Source organism: Streptomyces cyaneus, from assembly GCF_004028635.1.
Lineage (GTDB): Bacteria > Actinomycetota > Actinomycetes > Streptomycetales > Streptomycetaceae > Streptomyces > Streptomyces cyaneus.
The window spans coordinates 773216-789958 of record NZ_ML138678.1 but is presented as its reverse complement, the minus strand read 5'-3'; the positions used below and the strand labels follow the sequence as shown (position 1 = coordinate 789958).

11 protein-coding genes are annotated in these 16743 nt (G+C 71.3%); 3 read left to right on the top strand and 8 right to left on the bottom strand.

Translation table 11 applies throughout. From position 1 onward, the window contains the following. Positions 1-60: 60 nt before the first annotated feature. From EHO50_RS03500 to EHO50_RS03485, 4 genes are all read right to left on the bottom strand, one after another. Entirely contained in the window at positions 61-501 is a 441-nt protein-coding gene (locus EHO50_RS03500) for a hypothetical protein (protein WP_128428299.1), read from the bottom strand. Between the two features lie 96 nt (positions 502-597). Next, positions 598-1755, bottom strand: a complete 1158-nt coding sequence (locus EHO50_RS03495) for an alkaline phosphatase PhoX (protein WP_128428298.1) — start codon at positions 1753-1755, stop codon at positions 598-600. A 240-nt stretch (positions 1756-1995) separates the two neighbouring features. Then, a complete protein-coding gene (locus tag EHO50_RS03490) occupies positions 1996-3480 on the bottom strand; it encodes a sensor histidine kinase (protein WP_128428297.1) in 1485 nt (494 codons plus the stop codon). Further along, positions 3477-4265, bottom strand: a complete 789-nt coding sequence (locus EHO50_RS03485; protein WP_181449543.1) for a response regulator transcription factor — start codon at positions 4263-4265, stop codon at positions 3477-3479. Before EHO50_RS03485 ends, EHO50_RS03490 begins: the two co-directional genes overlap by 4 nt. Before the next feature lie 193 nt (positions 4266-4458). Between EHO50_RS03485 and EHO50_RS03480 the strand changes: the two genes are divergently transcribed. Together EHO50_RS03480 and EHO50_RS03475 are read left to right on the top strand one after the other, a co-directional pair. After that, entirely contained in the window at positions 4459-5064 is a 606-nt protein-coding gene (locus EHO50_RS03480; RefSeq protein WP_128428296.1) for a carbonic anhydrase, read from the top strand. After that, the gene (locus EHO50_RS03475; RefSeq protein WP_128428295.1) at positions 5061-6857 is read left to right on the top strand and encodes a SulP family inorganic anion transporter; all 1797 of its coding nucleotides are present in this window, start codon (positions 5061-5063) and stop codon (positions 6855-6857) included. The genes EHO50_RS03480 and EHO50_RS03475 overlap by 4 nt, the downstream gene beginning before the upstream one ends. A 29-nt stretch (positions 6858-6886) precedes the next feature. Here the strand turns inward: EHO50_RS03475 and EHO50_RS03470 are convergent, their stop codons facing one another. Continuing rightward, positions 6887-11104 carry an nSTAND1 domain-containing NTPase gene (locus tag EHO50_RS03470; protein WP_128428294.1) on the bottom strand — a complete coding sequence of 1406 codons (4218 nt, stop codon included), beginning with the start codon at positions 11102-11104 and terminating at the stop codon, positions 6887-6889. A 257-nt stretch (positions 11105-11361) separates the two neighbouring features. On the opposite strand from EHO50_RS03470, the gene EHO50_RS03465 reads away from it, so the two are divergent. Further along, the gene (locus EHO50_RS03465; protein ID WP_128428293.1) at positions 11362-12288 is read left to right on the top strand and encodes an oxidoreductase; all 927 of its coding nucleotides are present in this window, start codon (positions 11362-11364) and stop codon (positions 12286-12288) included. A gap of 111 nt (positions 12289-12399) precedes the next feature. Here the strand turns inward: EHO50_RS03465 and nirD are convergent, their stop codons facing one another. From nirD to EHO50_RS03450, 3 genes are read right to left on the bottom strand one after another with little or no spacing between them, the layout of a single operon-like run. Further along, on the bottom strand, positions 12400-12750 hold the full coding sequence (nirD, locus tag EHO50_RS03460; RefSeq protein WP_128428292.1) for a nitrite reductase small subunit NirD: 351 nt from the start codon (positions 12748-12750) through the stop codon (positions 12400-12402). Next, positions 12747-15353: a nitrite reductase large subunit NirB gene (gene nirB, locus EHO50_RS03455; RefSeq protein WP_128428291.1), complete on the bottom strand. Its 2607-nt coding sequence runs from the start codon at positions 15351-15353 to the stop codon at positions 12747-12749. The genes nirD and nirB overlap by 4 nt, the downstream gene beginning before the upstream one ends. Beyond that, positions 15353-16570, bottom strand: coding sequence for an NAD(P)/FAD-dependent oxidoreductase (locus EHO50_RS03450; RefSeq protein WP_128428290.1), 1218 nt, complete (start codon positions 16568-16570; stop codon positions 15353-15355). Before EHO50_RS03450 ends, nirB begins: the two co-directional genes overlap by 1 nt. Positions 16571-16743 lie beyond the last annotated feature (173 nt).

Sequence of the window (16743 nt, the reverse complement as noted above, 5' to 3'; positions counted from 1 at the left end):
TCAGGAAGCCAGCCATACACCCTGTGCGGGGGTGCCGCCCTTTCGCTCTGCGTCCCTGCCTTACCGGTACTTCCACGACTGGGTGTCGCAGGTGTCGGAGCCCAGGTCGTCCACACAGAGCTGGTACTTGCCCCTGTCGACATAGATGGCCTGGTAGTCGTAGAACTCCCGGTCCTCGGTACCGCAGCCCTCCTTGCTCCCGTTGGCGTCGCCGCGCTTGGACGACCAGTCGTAGCCCTCCACCTTGCCCTGGCCGTACACGCCGTCGCCGTCCGCCTTGAGGTCGCAGACGGATCCGGACACGACGTAACCGCCGTTGCCGGTGCCCGACGGGTTGAACTTGTACTTGCCGGTGAACTTGGCCTTCCCCGGCACCTCGAGCGTGAAGTTGTGCCACACTCCTTCATCCGCCTGGGCACTGCCGCCGCCCGCCAGGGTCAAGGCCATGGCGAGGCCGGTGGCGCTGAGCGCCGTACAGGTCCTGCGCAGGATCGCGTTCATGTTCTCCCCGTTTCCGCCGCGTCCTGTGATGCGGCGGCGCCAGCCTCCCAAGGAGACCGGCGCCCGGGTACCTCGAATGTTGTAGGTTCGCGCCGGCTACGGCCGGAACGGCCCCGTCACCTCATACGTGATCCCGCCCGACGAACTGCCGCTCGTGCCGCGCTGGCTGGAGAAGTACAGCCGTGTTCCGTCCGGGGAGAACGCCGGGCCCGTGATTTCCGAGCTCGACTGGCCGTCGATCCGCAGGAACGTGGCGACGATGTCGTCCGGGGTGATCAGGCAGATCTCCATGTTGCCGCCGTCCTCGGCGACGAAGAGGTCGCCGGAGGAGGAGCCGGTGATGTTGTCGACGCCGGTGAGCGGGGCCGTGCCGTTGACGAGGGAGTCGTCGTACGCCAACTCGTAGGTGTTCGACGTCAGGTTGAGCTGCCAGACGCGGTTGTCGCCCTTGGTCGTGAACCACACCGTGTTGTCGGCGTAGTGGCAGCCCTCGCCGCCGTTGAAGGACTTGGAGCCGGCGACCTGGGAGCGGGTGGCCGTCGGGGAGCCGTCCGGGTCGGGGACGTTCGCCCAGCTGAAGGAGCCCGAGGTGCCGCTGCCCGCGACCATGACCTGGAGGGTGCCGGAGGAGAGGTTGCCCCAGGTGTTCGGGACGAAGCGGTAGAAGCGGCCGTTCGTCTCGTCCTCGGTCAGGTAGATCACCTGGCGCACCGGGTCGGCGGCCGCCGCCTCGTGCTTGAAGCGGCCCATCGCGTCCCGGCGGGTCGCCGTGTTCACGCCCCACGGGTCGGTCTCGTAGACGTAGCCGAGGGACACCTCCTCGCAGGACAGCCAGGTGTTCCACGGGGTCTTGCCGCCCGCGCAGTTCTGGCGGGTGGAGGAGAGGATGCGGTACGCGCCGGTGATCGCGCCGGTCGAGGAGAACTTAACCGCGCTCGCGCCGCCGGAGGGGTTGATCTCGGAGTTGGAGACGTAGATCCAGCCACTGCCGTCGGCGTAACAGGCGCCGCCGTCAGGGGCGTTGTGCCAGGTGTAGGACGTGCCGGAGACCGTCTGGCCGGAGCGGGCTATGACGCGGCTGCTGAAGCCGCTGGGGAGTCTGATGCCATTGGCATCGGGGGAGCCCAGCGCCCCGTAGGGGCCGGTGCCGGGCTGGGCCGGGGCCGCGTACGCGGCGCCGCGCCACAGGGTTCCGCCGAACACGGCGGCAGAGCCGCCGAGGACGGCCGCACGCAGGAGGTTACGACGTTCCACTCTCACTCCAAGAGGTGCCGTACCGCCCCGCCGTCGGTCGACGACGGGGTCGTGCGTGGGGGGCGGCATGGAACCTAGGGGCGGAGGGTGGACGGACCGTGGCCAACGCATGGCCGTCGGACGGCGTACCTGGGTGCTGCCTGTGCGCCGCTCCATGATTGCTCATGTGAGTGCCACCCGCGTGCGCTCCCCAGCGTGCTGCCCACCCGTGTGCGCTCCCCTGAGTGCAGCTCATCCGCCTCACGCACGCAATGCCGGCACCCCGCGCTTCCGCTGCCCCGGCCGGTCGGGGCCCGGGCCGTGCACCTCGCGCGGTGGTTCCGCCGACGGCAGGCGGATCACCGCGTCCAGCCCGCCCGCGGCCGAGGCGTGCAGGCTCGCCTCGCCGCCGCTCGCGTGCGCGAGCCGTTGGACCAGTGAGAGGCCGAGTCCCGTGCCGCCCTTGGGGGCGCCCGGCGCGCGCCAGAAGCGGTCGAAGGCGCGGGCGCGCTGTTCCGGGGTCATGCCGGGGCCCTCGTCGGTGATGTGCAGGTCGACCCAGGCGGGGCGGGCGTCGCGCAGGGCGCGGCGGGCCGGTACGTGCAGCCGGAGCTCCATGGTCACGGTGGAGCCCGGCGGCGAGGCGCGCAGGGCGTTGGACAGCAGGTTGTCCACGATCTGCTCGACCCCGCCCGGCACCGCGAGGACCGGGCCCACACTGCCCGCGAACAGGACCAGGGCAACCCGCTGTTTCGCGAACAGCGGCTGCCAGGTGCGGTGCCGTTCCGCGCAGACCCCGCCCACGTCGACCGGGCCCGGCGTCGCGGCGTCCTCCTCCAGGCGGGCCATCGCCAGCAGGCCCTCGACCATCCGGGAGAGCCGGTCCGTCTCGGTCACCGCGGCGGTGAGGCTGCCGAGGCCGCGGTCGGAGACGCTCGGCTCCAGGTTCTCCAGCCTCAGCCGCAGCGCCGCGAGCGGCGTCTTGAGCTGATGGGAGGCCTCGCCCGCGAACGCGTGCTGGGCGTCGAGGAGATGGGCGAGCCGGGCCGCCGTACGGTTGAACGCGGCGGCCAGGCGGCGCACTTCGGGCGGCCCCTTCGTGATCGTCACCGGCGCGGCCAGGCCGCCGTCCGCCAACTCGTCGGTGGCTCGCTCCAGTTCACGGATGGGCCGACCGGTCCAGCGGGCGATGGCGAACCCGACCACCGCGACCGCCGTCAGCACTCCGAGCCCGCCGAGGCCGAGCAACAGCCAGACGTGATGGACGCGTTCGTGCACCGTCCGGGTCGGCAGCGTGAGCCATACGGCGCCCTGCAGACCCGAGGTGTGCCGGATCGGCGCGGCGACCGAGAGGTACTCGACCCCGCCGATCGTCGACGTGCGGACGTCCACCGTGGAGGTGCCGTGCAGGGCGGCCGCGATACCGGGGCGGGAGGCGAGGTTGGAGGACATGACGGCGGCCAGCGGATGCGAGGTGGCGAGCAGGGCGCCCGCGGCGTCCACGACCACCACCTTCCCGCCGATGCGCTCGGCGCAGTGCACCACCCGGCGCGGCAGGTCCCGCTCGGCACGGCCCGCGCTGAGGGACAGCGAGGCGTACGCGGAGACCGACTCGGCCTCGTCCTTCGCCGCGCTCACCACCCGCTCCCGCTCGCTGCGCGAGTAGACGAAGCCCAGCGGGATCTCCAGGCACAGCAGGACGAGGGCGGCGAGGGAGAGGTAGCTGAGCAGCAGCCGGCGGGTCACGGCGAGGGCACCTGCTGCCCGCCCGGCTCGGCCTGCACCGCCAGCCGGAAGCCGACCCCGCGCAGCGTCTGGATCCACGCCGGATCGCCCAACTTCCGCCGCAGTGAGGCGACATGGACGTCCAGCGTCTTGGTCGGGCCCTCGTAGTGCGGATCCCACACCCGGTCCAGGATCTGCTGCCGGGAGTAGACCGCACCCGGATCCTCGGTCAGCAGCGCCAGCAGCTCGAACTCCTTCGGGGTGAGCGTGACGGGGACCTCACCGACCCAGACCTGCCGGGTGCGGCGGTCCACGACGAGCGGGCCGGGCGCGTACGAGGGCTGCGGCGCGGTGTCCTCGTACGCCGGGGGCGGCGGGGCCTCGTACGACAGCGGGGGCGTCGGTTCGTACGCGGCCGTGACCGGCGCCTCCGCGCCCGCCACCTCCGTGCGCTGGGTCCGCCGGGTCACCGCCCGTATCCGTGCCACCAACTCCCGTACGCTGAACGGCTTCGCCAGATAGTCGTCCGCCCCCAGCTCCAGACCCAGTACCCGGTCGGCCTCCTCACCCCGCGCACTCAGGATGATCACCGGCACGTCCGAGACCTGGCGGATGCCCCGGCACACGTCGATGCCGTCCATGTCCGGCAACCCGAGGTCGAGCAGGACGACATCGCCGTACGGCCTTCTCAACCCCTCGGCCCCGGTGGTCACGTGATCCACTTCCAGCCCGAAGTGCCCCAGACCCTCGGCGAGAGGCTCGGCGATCGTCTCGTCGTCCTCGATGAGCAGCACTCGTATGCCCATACGTCCTGTCTCTCCGTGAATTTGCATTCTCTGCCCTGACGTCAACACGCTACAAGAGACAAGCGCTTGCGGGGCGTTGCGGCAAAGAATGTCCAATTGCTGGACGCGCTCTGGCCTTTGCTTAACCTTCCTCTGGTGTGTGCTCCCCTACGGTTCTGTTCAACTGGTCGAACTCCCAGCTGAGGAGGCATCGTTGAAGGCGCTGCTGCACCGTGCCCGTTCGTTCAAGCGTCGGGTCGATTTCGAGAGCGGTGAATACCGGAAACTGGCTGAGGGGCAATATCCCGAGGCGCTGTTCATTACCTGCTCGGACTCACGGGTCATACCCGCCCTGATTACCGGCGCGCGGCCCGGAGAGATATTCGAGCTGCGAAACGCGGGCAATATCGTGGCGCCGTACGGAAGCCCCGGTGCGTCCGGGGAGGCCGCCACCATCGAGTACGCACTGGAGGTGCTCGGGGTTCAGGACATCGTCGTGTGCGGTCACTCACACTGCGGCGCGATGGGCGCGCTGAAGTCCGGCGACGACCTGTCCGCGCTGCCGGGCGTGGACGCCTGGCTGCAGCTGGCCCGCCCCGAACTGGCGCCGGTCCTCACGACCGCCTCCGACGACCCGTCGCTGCCCGACGTGGCACAGGGCAACGTCGTCAACCAGCTCGCCGTACTGCGGACTTACCCGGTCGTGCGGCAGCGGCTCGACGCGGGGCGGCTGCGGCTGCACGGCTGGTACTACGAGGTCGACACCGGGCAGGTGCACGAGCTGGAGGGTGACGGTCGGTTCCGGGTGCATAGCGGATGAGCGGGGCGCATGCGCGCGGGCGTACGCGTACGAAGGGCAGCGCAGCCAAGGATGGCGCAGCCAAGGGGGGCGCACCGCAGGGCGGGGGCGCGAAGTCACCGCAAGTCCGGGCCGGGGGCGGCAAGCCGCCGAAGGCCGGGGGCGCCAAGCTCGACCTCGCGGGCGAGATCACCGCCTCCCTCGTCGTCTTCCTCGTCGCCCTGCCCCTGTGCATCGGCGTGGCCGTCGCCTCCGGTGTCCCCGCCGAGCTCGGGATCATCTCCGGGGTGATCGGCGGCCTGGTCGTGGGCGTGGTTCGGGGCAGCACGCTGCAGGTCAGCGGGCCGGCTGCCGGGCTCGCGGCGCTGGTCGCGGAGACGGTGCTGGAGCACGGCGTGGCGATGCTCGGCGTGATCGTGCTGTTCTCGGGCATCCTGCAGATCGTCCTCGGGGTCGTACGCCTCGGCCGGCTGTTCCAGGCGATCTCCATCGCCGTGGTCCAGGGGATGCTGGCCGGTATCGGGCTGCCGCTGATGTTCAGCCAGGCCTACCCCATGGCCGACGCCAAGGCGCCCGGCACGCCGATCGAGAACATGGCCGGCATCCCGGACCTGCTCGCCGACATCCTGACCGACCGGCAGGCGATGATCGCCACACTGCTGGGCATCGCCACGATCGGCTTGAGCTTCCTGTGGAAGAAGGTGCCGGGCCCGGCGAAGAGGGTCCCGGCCGCGCTGGTCGCGGTCGGCATCGGCATCGCGGTCGCCGCGCTGCCCGGCGTGGACGTCAAGACGCTCCAGGTCGGCAATCTGCTGGCGTCGGTGCGGGTGCCGGGGGCCGAGCAGTTCGCCGGCCTCGCGGACACCGCGATCATCACCTCCATCCTCACCTTCACGGTCATCGCCTCCGCGGAGAGCCTGTTCACCGCGGCCGCCGTGGACCGTATGCACAGCGGCCCGCGCACCCGCTACAACACCGAACTCATCGCCCAGGGCGCGGGCAACACGGTCGCGGGCGTCCTCGGGGCCCTCCCGATCACCGCGGTCGTCGCCCGCAGCTCGGCGAACGTCCAGGCCGGCGCGAAGACCCGCATCTCCCGCACCCTGCACGGCCTGTGGCTGCTGGCCTTCGCGCTGCTGCTGCCGCAGGTGCTCGCCCTGATCCCGATCTCGGTACTCGCGGGCGTCCTCGTGCACAGCGGCTGGAAGCTGTTCGCGCCGGAGGAGTTCCCGAAGATGTGGCGGCAGGACCGGGGCGAGTTCGTGGTGATGACGGTGACGACGCTGGTCATCGTGGCGACGGCACTGCTGGAGGGTGTCCTCATCGGGCTGGCCGCCGGGATCGTGCTGGCCGCCCTGCGCATGTCGCAGACGGTGATCCGACAGCACATCGACGACGACACCGCCAAGGTCGTCATGGCCGGCAACGCGACCTTCCTACGGCTCCCGCAGGTCATCGAGGCCCTGGAGTCCGCGGCGGCGTCGGGCAAGCCCCGCATCCGCCTGGACCTGACCGGCGTGACCCACCTGGACCACGCCTGCCGCAACCAGGTCGAGGAGTTCACCGCGCAACAGCGGGGGCTGGGGCTGCGCGTGGAACTGCTGATGCCGGGGCCGGCGAAGACGGAGGTGACGGAGGCGAGGGAAGTGACGGAGGTACCTGCCGCCACCGCGCCCGAACCCACGGCCACCGCCGAGTCGGCCCCGCTGCCGGGGCCCGGCGCCGAGTGGTTCTACCTGGACACACGGCCGCTGTCCGACGAGTACGGGCGAGGGTACGACGACTATGCGCAGCGGCCGCCGCTGGTGGGGTGAGTGCCGCGGCCACCCTCCGAGCCCGCCGGTCAGGGGCAGACGGGCTCGGAGGGGACGGGGACGGGTTGGCTGTCGCGTTCCGCCCGGGTGAGGTCACGGCCGCCGAGCACCCGGCAGAGCGCGTCGGCCCAGCTGTCGGGCCGTAGCGACAACGGGTAGATGACGCTGGAGACGCCGGCACGGTAGTAGAGCAGGGTCTCGCCGTCGGGGGTGGCGTCCAGGAAGTAGTACTTCGGCGTCTCGACGTTTCTTTCGCTGTACGGCCCGAGATCGAGTGATGCCTCGTAGCTCCGCTCGCCGAGCCGGTAGGTCCGGATCTTGTTGTTGGCGGCCAGCATGTAGCGTCCCTCGCCGGTCACGAAGCCGGCGGCGCCGGGGAGGTCGAAGCTCGGCAGGGGGCCGATCTTCCTGCCCAGCGGGTCGGTGTCCCACAATTCGATGTTCCGGCTGCGGCGCAGCAGGGCGAAGTGCTCGCCGCTCGGGTCGAAGGTCGCGGCGATGTTGTCGTTGTGGTTCGTGTCGTACCGGACCGTCTGGCGCCCGCTGGGCAGATCGATGACCCGCAGATACGGGTCGCCGGTGACGACGACGGACACCCGGTCCGCGGCTGGGTAGGAGGAGACCTTGATGTTTTGACGGGTGACGTCCTGTTCCGTCACCACGCGCCCCAGGGCCTTCAGGTCATAGTCGTCGACGGCGCGGCCCGTTCGGCTGTCCCATCGCTGGATCATCGTCCCGGTGGCCGTGACGAGGCGGCCGGTGTGGTCGAAGAAGTAGTCGAGCAACGGCTGGTGTCCGTCGCTCACGGGCTCGGGCGGCATGACGGTCGTGACCACGGACACCTGCCGGAGCGACTTCGCGTCGCGCACCGCCACCTTGTTCACGCCTTCGCGCTCGGCGAGCAGGGTGCCGTCCTTGGTGAAGACGGTCAGGTCCTCGCCCTCCCAGTAGGGCTTGATCCGTGGCGCCTGGGCGATCACTTCGCTGCTGGTGCCCACAGTCCGGAGCTGTATCGACTCCCCGCCGCTGGGCAGGGCGACCACCCTCCGGCCGTCGGGCGTCAGGTCGACCCGGTGCATGTCCTGCGCCGGCGAGGTGGCCACCTCGGCGCAGAAGATCCCCGTGCTGTTCCCGGTGACGAGCAGTAGCTTCGAGCCTTCGCCCACGAGCCTCGCGTACGAAAGCAGTTTCGCCCCGCTCTCGTCCGGTTCGCGGAACGTCGAGGTGACCATGGACAGCCGTAGATCGACGAGTTTCCTGGTGCCGGAACCAAGCGCGAGATAGCGGCCACCCGGACCGAGGGCGATCGGCGTACACAGGGAGCTGTCCACATTCACGAACTGCCCCAGCCTGCGCCCGTCGGATGTCCGCACCCCCGTATAGACGGCGGTACGGTCGCCGCCTTGCTCGGAACGGCAGGTCACCGCGGAGCTGCCGTCCCCCGAGACCACGGCCTCCTCGAACGAGTCGGCGAGGACCCGGACGCTGCCGGTACGGCGATCGATGGCCAGCAGCCGTTGCTTGGCGTCGGCCATCACGGCGAGCGCGATGAGCGTGTCGTCGTCCGGCCCGAACCACAGGCGCTTCAACTGACCGCCCCGTGCCTGGGGCACGGGAATCCTGCCGCCGAAGGCGCGCCGGTCCACATCCCACCAGGCCACGCTCGTCCCGCCGGCCGCCGCCAACAGCCGCCCGTCCGCAGACAGTTGGGCGAACTCCGTGTCGGTCGTGCCGGCTTCGAACTCCGGCCCCTCGACGGGCAACTGGTGGTGGTCGCCCGCCAGGGAGCGTCCCTCCGGGCGCACGTCGTACCAGACGAGCGAGCGGCCCGCCATGTAGCCGACCCGGCCGCCGTCACCCGAGACCAGCGGATACGCGACGTACGGCGGCCCGTTCAGCTGCTCTGTGCGTACCGTTCCGCCCATCGCGTGGACGAAGAGCGTCGCCCTGCCCGTGTCGGTGCGGGCCAGCATCACGTCGCCGTCCTCGCTCGCCCGGAAGTCCTCCACGGCGCCCAGCGTGCCGGACAGGATGCGCGAGGCCGACCGGTACTGGGCGTAGTACCGCAGCAGCGTGTTCTTCGCCTCGTCCGTCGGCGAGGTGCGGTAGGCGGCGAGCGCCAGCTGGATCGCCAAGGCCGGGTCCTGGAGCCGCTGGTCGGTCGAGATGCTCGCCAGCGCCCGGGAGTTGGCCGCGGCTTCCTGTTCCTCGCTGACCGCGCGCTGGTAGAAGAACAGTGCCCCCAGGACGAGGGCCACGGCCGTGATGAGCCCGATCGCCGAGAACAGCCCCCGCCGGCGCCGGACGGCCGACCTGCGTCGGCGGTGGCCCCGTTCCAGGAAGTCCCGCTCGGCGTCGCCGATGTCGTCGGCGCGTTCGGTGAGCCAGCGTTGTGCGGTGGCCAGGACCACGGCGCTGGGCAGGAGTTCGGCCGGTTCGCCGGCGTCGCGCCAGCGGTCCAGGTCGAGTCGCACGGTCTCGCGCCAGGCGAGGAACTCGTGGTCCTCGGCCACCCATGCGGCCAGCTTCGGCCAGCCGGTGATCAGCGCTTCGTGGGCGAGCTCGACGGTGTCCCCCCGACCGGTGACCAGCAGCCGGGTGGCGGCGAGACGCTGGGCGATCTTCCATTCGGCGGGGGCGAGTTCGGATCGGGCGGCGGGTCTGCGGGCGACCGCGCCGGACCCCGCCACCGGGATCTGAACCAGGCGGGTGAACAGGCGCCGGGCGTTCGGCTCGTCCGCCTCCGTCACGGTGTTCGCCCAGGCTCTCTCCGCCTCGCGGCTGAGGGCGCCGGTCACCCCTTCGATCCGCTCGTACGCCTCGTACGTCAGCCGCCCGTGCACGGTCTGCTCGCGCCACAGCAGGTCCAGGGCCATGACGAGCAGCGGCAGGGCTCCAGGCGCGTCACCGGTGTCCTTCAGGATCCGGTCGTCCAGCCCCTCGTCGTACGTCACGTTCGGGGTGGCGGCGATCGGCGCGGTGATCACCTCACGCAGCTGGTCGCGGTTCATGGGGCGCAGCGCGTGGATGCGGTGGCCGACGAGCGGGCCGAGCCAGGGGGCGGCCAGGGCGGGTTCCAGGAAGTCGGCGCGCAGCGTGATCAGGATGCGTAATGACTCGGGCAGGCTGTCGACGGAGAGGACGTCCGTCAGTGCCGCGACGTCGGCCGACGCGGCGGTGAGCGCCTCCTCGCACTGGTCGATCACGAGCAGCAGGCGTCGGCTGTCCGTCCGCTCCAGGACGCGGGTCACGACCCCGTGCAGGCCGGGTGCCCCGTCGGACCCGAGGAGGCCGGCCAGCTGCCGGATCCTCTCCAGGCGGGTCACCTCGGGCAGGTCCGGTTCGAGCAGCGGCAGCAGAGCGGCGGCGAGGGCGGTCAGCGGGGTGCCGTAGGAGGAGGTCGGGCGCAGGACGACGGCTTCGTAACCCTCCTGACGCAGCCGGGGGATGACGCCCGCCCCGGCCAGCGAGGACTTGCCGGAGCCGGACGGGCCGACCAGGGTGACCGCCTTGTGCCCGCGCACCAGGTCGGCCACCTCGGATGCCTCCCGCTCCCGGCCGAAGAAGAACCTCGCGTCGGTCTCGCCGAAGGCGGCCAAGGGGTGGAACGGCGACTCCGGTACGGCGAGGCGCGCCAACTCCGGCCAGGGATTCAGTAGTTGGTCGGACGGGACGAGATAGGCGGCGGCCGGATCCTTGGCCTCGGCCACCACCACCATGCCGACCACGCCGACCAGCTGCTCGTCCCAGACGGGGCCGCCGCTGAACCCGGGTGCGATCCGGTAGCCGTTGAGGGACGTCATCTCGGTCTGGATCCAACCGTCGCCCTGCCGGCCGAGGAGGCGTCCCGAGTGCCACACCCCGTTGTCCCGCCCGGCCGGGAAGCCGAAGGCGGCGATGGGGTGGTGCCACACCTCGTCCGCCCGGACGAGACGCACGGGCCGGGCGCCGGGCAGCTGCTCGTCCAACCGCAGCACCGCGATGTCCTGGTCGTCGGACCACTCCTCGACCCGCGCCGTCACCGACGCCGACGTGCCGCTCAACGGCAGGTCGACCTGGATCCGCGCCCTCTTCGGGGGCCGGCCCTCCGGGGCGCCGAGGGCGGCGGTGACCACATGAGCACAGGTGAAGGCCAGGTCACCGGTGACCAGGAAGCCCGCCCCGACGGGTAACCCCAGCTCGTCCCGGACCCGCAGCACGGCACCGTCGAGCGCCCTGGGCCCGACTGCCTCTCCCGGCGCGGTCATACGTCCGCCTCGCCGACACCGACCGGCAGCTCCACCACAGACACGCCGTGCATCCCCCGCATCGCGTATGCCGTCACAGACTTCGGGGGAGCGATGCTAGCGCCGTTCGAAGAACGCCTGTGCCCTGTTCCCTGTCATGTCCGCGAGGCCCTCACACCGCGCGCACCCCAAAGGCTCCCGAACTGGCCCCGGCAGCCGTTTCGGCGCACTCTGATGAGGTACCTGGGCCCGGACCTGCCCGCGGAAGGAGCTCCGTCATGTCCGGCTGGACCGCGCACGACATCCCCGACCAGAGCGGCCGCGTCGCCGTCGTCACCGGGGCCAACAGCGGACTCGGGTACGCCACGGCGCGCGAGCTGGCGCGCAAGGGTGCCCGGGTGGTGCTCGCCTGCCGGAGCGAGGCGCGCGGGACGGCGGCCGGGGTCCGGCTAGTCGGTGAAGTGCCGGGCGCACAGGTTGAGTTGAGGCGGATTGATCTCGGGGATCTCGGCTCCGTGCGGGAGTTCACCGCGGCATTTCCCTACGACCGGCTCGACCTGCTCGTGAACAACGCCGGGGTGATGGCGTTGCCGTACGGCACGACGGCGGACGGCTTCGAGACGCAGTTCGGGGTCAACCACCTCGGGCACTTCGCGCTGACCGGTCTGCTGCTGCCCGCGCTGCTCGGCACGCCGGGCGCGCGGGTGGTGACCGTGGCCAGTTCCTTGCACGCGCTGTCCAACATCGACATCGACGACCTCAACAGCGAGCGTCGCTATCGGCGTTGGGTCGCCTACGGCCGTTCCAAGACCGCCAACCTGCTCTTCACGCACGAGCTGGCGCGCAGGCTGGCGGTGCGGGGGGCGGACGTGGTGGCGGCCGCCGCCCATCCGGGGTACGCGGACACCAATTTGCAGACCGAGGGGCCGCGTATGGAGGGGCGCCGGTTCAGCGAGTGGTTCGTGCGGATCGGCAACCGCGTCCTCGCCCAGCCCGCCGAGGCCGGCGCGCTCCCCGTCCTGTACGCGGCCACCGCCCCCGCCGTCCGCCCCGACTCCTTCACCGGCCCGTCCTTCGCCAACTGGCGCGGCTCACCCGCCCCGTCCTGGCGGGCGCCCTGGACCGTCAACGACCGTGCGGGTGAACGGCTCTGGGAGGAGTCGGAGCGGATGACCGGGGTGACGTACGACGCTCTGAAGGGGTGAGCGCCGGGCAGCCGTTCAGGCGCAGTCGGCTCGCGCACGATCGAAGCCGCGCTGCCAGAACAGCTCAAGGGCTGCCTGCAGCGCGGCTTCGGGATCGAACTGCGGATGGCCTTACGCCGCCCGCACCTCGTACGCCGCGATCCGCACCGCCTCGTCGTCCAGGCACTGCCCCGTCTTCAGGTCGAAGCGCTGCTTCAGCAGGGGCGAGGCCACGAACGGGCGGCCCTGGTGGGTGCCGGTCAGGCCGCGGGAGAGGACCGCCGCGCCGCCGAAGGGGTCGCGGTTGTCGATGGCGTACAGGGCGCCGGTGCGGTCGCGGAACAGGGCCACCTGGCGGCCGTCGGGGAGGAGGGCCGCCACGCCCCGGCCGGGGAGCAGCTGGGCCAGGTCGCAGACCGTGAACCAGTCGTCCGCCAGCTTGAGCTGGACCTTCAGGTCGGTCGTCTCGGGTGCCAGGGTCATCGCTGGGCGCTTCCTTCCAGGACGTCTTCAGCGGGGCGCATGCCGATGGACAGCAGCGGCAGGTCGGGCTTGATCTGGTCGCGCTCGGGGATGAAGCCGACGACCGGGTCGGGGGTGTCGGGGGCGTTCACGAAGGAGACGAAGCGGGAGAGCTTCTCGGGGTCGTTGATGGTCGTCGCCCACTCGTCGGCGTAGTGCGCCACGTGGTCCGCCATCAGCGACTCCAGCTCCTCGCAGATGCCGAGGGAGTCCTCCACGACCACGTCCCGGACGTGGTCCAGGCCGCCGGGGATCCGCTCCAGCCAGGTCGAGGTGCGCTCGAGCCGGTCCGCGGTGCGGATGTAGAACATCAGGAAGCGGTCGATCAGCTTGATCAGCTCGGCGTCGGACAGGTCCTGGGCCAGCAGGTCCGCGTGGCGCGGGGTGGCGCCGCCGTTGCCGCCGACGTAGAGGTTCCAGCCGTTGGCGGTGGCGATCACGCCGAAGTCCTTCGACTGGGCCTCCGCGCACTCGCGCTGGCAGCCGGAGACCGCCGACTTCAGCTTGTGCGGGGAGCGCAGGCCCCGGTAGCGCAGCTCCAGGTCGATCGCCATGCGGACCGAGTCCTGGACGCCGTAGCGGCACCAGGTCTGGCCGACGCAGGACTTCACCGTGCGCAGCGCCTTGCCGTACGCGTGGCCGGACTCGAAGCCCGCGTCCACCAACCGGGCCCAGATCAGGGGGAGTTGCTCGACGCGGGCGCCGAACATGTCGATCCGCTGGCCGCCGGTGATCTTCGTGTAGAGGCCGAAGTCGCGGGCGATCTCGCCGATCACGATGAGGCCCTCGGGGGTGATCTCACCGCCGGGGATGCGCGGCACGACCGAGTACGAGCCGTTCTTCTGCAGGTTGGCCAGGAAGTGGTCGTTGCTGTCCTGGAGGGAGGCCTGCTCGCCGTCCAGGACGTAGCCGCTCGCGCCGATCGTCGGGGCGAGGGAGGCGATGATCGAGCCGACCGCGGGCTTGCAGATCTCGCAGCCGTCGCCGCCCTTGGCGCCGTCGCGGCCGTAGCGGTCCAGCAGGTCCTGGTAGGTGTTGATGCGCAGGGCGAGGACGATCTCGTACAGCTCCTCGCGGGTCTGCGAGAAGCAGCCGCACAGGCCCTTGTCGACCTCGACGCCGGACGCCTCCAGCTCGGCGTTGATCAGCTGGCCGAGGACCTTGACGCAACTGCCGCAGGTCGTACCGGCCTTGGTGCACTTCTTCACCTCGGGCACGGTCGTGCACTGGTGGTCGGTGACCGCGCCGCGGATCGTGCCCTTGGTGACGTTGTTGCAGGAGCAGATGATCGCCTCGTCCGGCAGCGCGGACGGGCCGAGCTGGGCGGGCGCCCCGGCACCGGCCGGCAGCACCAGCGACTCCGGCGAGACCGGCGGGACGGAGCCGGTGAACGCCTTCAGCGTGCCGTACGCCTCCGCGTCGCCGACCAGGATGCCGCCGAGCAGCGTGCCGTCGCGGCCGATGACCAGCTTCTTGTACAGGCCCGCGCGGGAATCGGAGTACACGACGTCCAGGCAGTCCTCGGCGGTGCCGTGCGCGTCACCGAAGGACGCCACGTCCACGCCGAGCAGCTTCAGCTTGGTGGAGAGGTCGGCGCCGGTGAACGTCAGCTGCTCGCTCTCGTCGGCGGCGATCGTCGCGGCGGCCGTCTCGGCCTGCTCGTAACCCGGGGCCACCAGGCCGTACACCCGGCCGTCGGAGGCCAGCGCGCACTCGCCGATCGCGAACACGTGCGGGTCGGCGACCGTACGGCACTGCTCGTCGACCGTGATGCCGCCGCGCTCGCCGACCGTCAGGCCGCAGTCGCGGGCCAGCTGGTCACGGGGGCGGACACCGGCGGAGAACACCACCAGGTCGGTGGCGAGTTCGGAACCGTCGGACAGCTTCATGCCGGTGACCGCGCCGGACTCGTCGACGACGATCTCCTGCGTGCCCACACCCGTGTGGACGCTCAGGCCCATCTCCTCGATGGTGCGCAGCAGGGCCGCGCCGCCGCCCTCGTCGACCTGCACCGGCATCAGGCGCGGTGCGAACTCCACGATGTGGGAGGTGAGTCCGAGGCCCTTCAGCGCACCGGCCGCCTCGAGTCCCAGCAGACCGCCGCCGACCACGGCACCGGTCGTCGCCGTCTTGGCGTACTCCTCGATCGCGAGGAGGTCCTCGATCGTGCGGTAGACGAAACAGCCCTCGGCGTCCTTGTTCGGGACCGGCGGCACGAAGGGGTAGGAGCCGGTGGCCAGCACGAGGGTGTCGTACTCGAAGACCTGGCCCGACTTGGCCGTGACCTTCTTCGCCTCACGGTCGATCGTCTGCGCCGGGTCGCCGACGTACAGCTCGATGCCGTGCGTGTCGATGAACTCCATGTCCGTCATGGACAGGTCCTCGGGCGTCTTGCCCGAGAAGTACGAGGTGAGGGCGACGCGGTCGTACGCCGGACGCGGCTCCTCGCACAGCACGACCACGCGGTGCGTGGCGGTCAGGCCGCGCTCGGCGAGCGCTTCGAGGAAGCGCTGGCCGACCATGCCGTGGCCGACGAGCACGATCGTGGGGGTGCCGGTGGACATCAGGAGCCTCCATCGTTGGTGAGCAGGTGGAGCAGAGGGCCGCCGTCGGACGGGAGCGGCTCTGCTCCCTCCCAGGCGCGGGCGAGCGCGCCTACGGTGCCGAGTTCGCCGACGAGAACCCCGCCGACCAGGCGGTCGTCGCGGACGACGACCTTGCGGTAGGTGCCGCGGGTGGCGTCGGCGAGCTGGACGACGTCGTCGCCGGGGAGCGCCTCCGTCTCGCCGAACGCGGCGAGGTCGAAGGGGCTGTCGTGGCCCGTGAGGGTGAGCCGCGTCAGAGAGCGGGTGCCGGTGTAGCGGGCGGTGAGGTCACCGGCCAGCAACTCGGCGAGCGCGTCGGCCTGTTCGAGCGCCGGGGTGGCGAGCCCGTACACCGTGCCGGCGTGCTGAACGCAGTCGCCGATGGCGTGGATGTGCGGGTCGGAGGTGCGCAGCTCGTCGTCGACGACGATGCCCTTGCGGACGTCCAGTCCCGCGACCTGGGCGAGGCCCACGCGGGGGTGGACGCCGCAGGCCAGGACGACGAGGTCGGCGTCGAGGGCGTATCCGTCGGCCATCTCGACCGAGCGGACCGCGCCGCCGACGCAGCGCACGTCGCGCACCCGGCACTCGGTGTGGATCTCGACGCCGAGGTCCTTCAGGTGCCGCTGCACCAGCTTCGACGCGCTCGGGTCGAGCTGGCGCTCCATGAGCCGCTCGCCCTGCTGGGCGAGGACGACCTGGGCGCCGCGCTGGGCGAGCGCACGGGCCGCGGAGACCCCGAGGAGCCCGCCGCCGATGACGACCGCCTTCGCCCCCGGCCGGACCGCCTTGGACAGGCCCAGGCAGTCGTCCATGGTGCGGAAGGCGTGGACGCCCTCCGGCAGGACGTGGTCGGGGGTGAACAGGCCGCGCAGGGGCGGCAGCACCGGGTTCGAGCCGGTGGCCAGGACCAGCCGGTCGTATGCGATCTTCGAACCGTCCGCGCACTCGACGGTCCGCGCCTCGCGGTCGATGCCGGTGACCCGGGCGCGGGTGAGCTCCGCGGGCGCGGGAAGCGCGATCACGTCGGGGCTGTACCGTCCGGCCAGCACCTCGGCGAGGAGCACTCGGTTGTACGGGCGGTGCTCCTCGTCGCCGACGAGCGTGACGGGCGTACCGAGCTCGCCCAGCCGCCGGGCGAGTCGTACGCCCGCGAGGCCGGCGCCGATCACCACCACACGCGTATTCGAGGTCATGCACTTGAGCGTGCGGTGCCGGTGTTACCCGACCGCATCACATCTGTTTCCCACGGGGAACGCTGCCCTCAGCGGGGGCGGAGGGTGGGTGTGAGGGTTCGGCGGGCGCGACGGGGGTGGGCTGTGAGGTCGGACGGGGAAGAGGTGGGGCGGGTGGGGCGGGGGTGACCGAA

What these genes read in the sequence shown, in the direction of transcription:
- EHO50_RS03475 (WP_128428295.1), top strand. Translation starts at nt 5,061, where the DNA reads ATGAGCGGGGCGCATGCGCGCGGGCGTACGCGTACGAAGGGCAGCGCA.
- EHO50_RS03465 (WP_128428293.1), top strand. Translation starts at nt 11,362, where the DNA reads ATGTCCGGCTGGACCGCGCACGACATCCCCGACCAGAGCGGCCGCGTC.
- EHO50_RS03500 (WP_128428299.1), bottom strand. Translation starts at nt 501, where the DNA reads ATGAACGCGATCCTGCGCAGGACCTGTACGGCGCTCAGCGCCACCGGC.
- EHO50_RS03485 (WP_181449543.1), bottom strand. Translation starts at nt 4,265, where the DNA reads ATGGGCATACGAGTGCTGCTCATCGAGGACGACGAGACGATCGCCGAG.
- EHO50_RS03450 (WP_128428290.1), bottom strand. Translation starts at nt 16,570, where the DNA reads ATGACCTCGAATACGCGTGTGGTGGTGATCGGCGCCGGCCTCGCGGGC.
- EHO50_RS03470 (WP_128428294.1), bottom strand. Translation starts at nt 11,104, where the DNA reads ATGACCGCGCCGGGAGAGGCAGTCGGGCCCAGGGCGCTCGACGGTGCC.
- nirB (WP_128428291.1), bottom strand. Translation starts at nt 15,353, where the DNA reads ATGTCCACCGGCACCCCCACGATCGTGCTCGTCGGCCACGGCATGGTC.
- nirD (WP_128428292.1), bottom strand. Translation starts at nt 12,750, where the DNA reads ATGACCCTGGCACCCGAGACGACCGACCTGAAGGTCCAGCTCAAGCTG.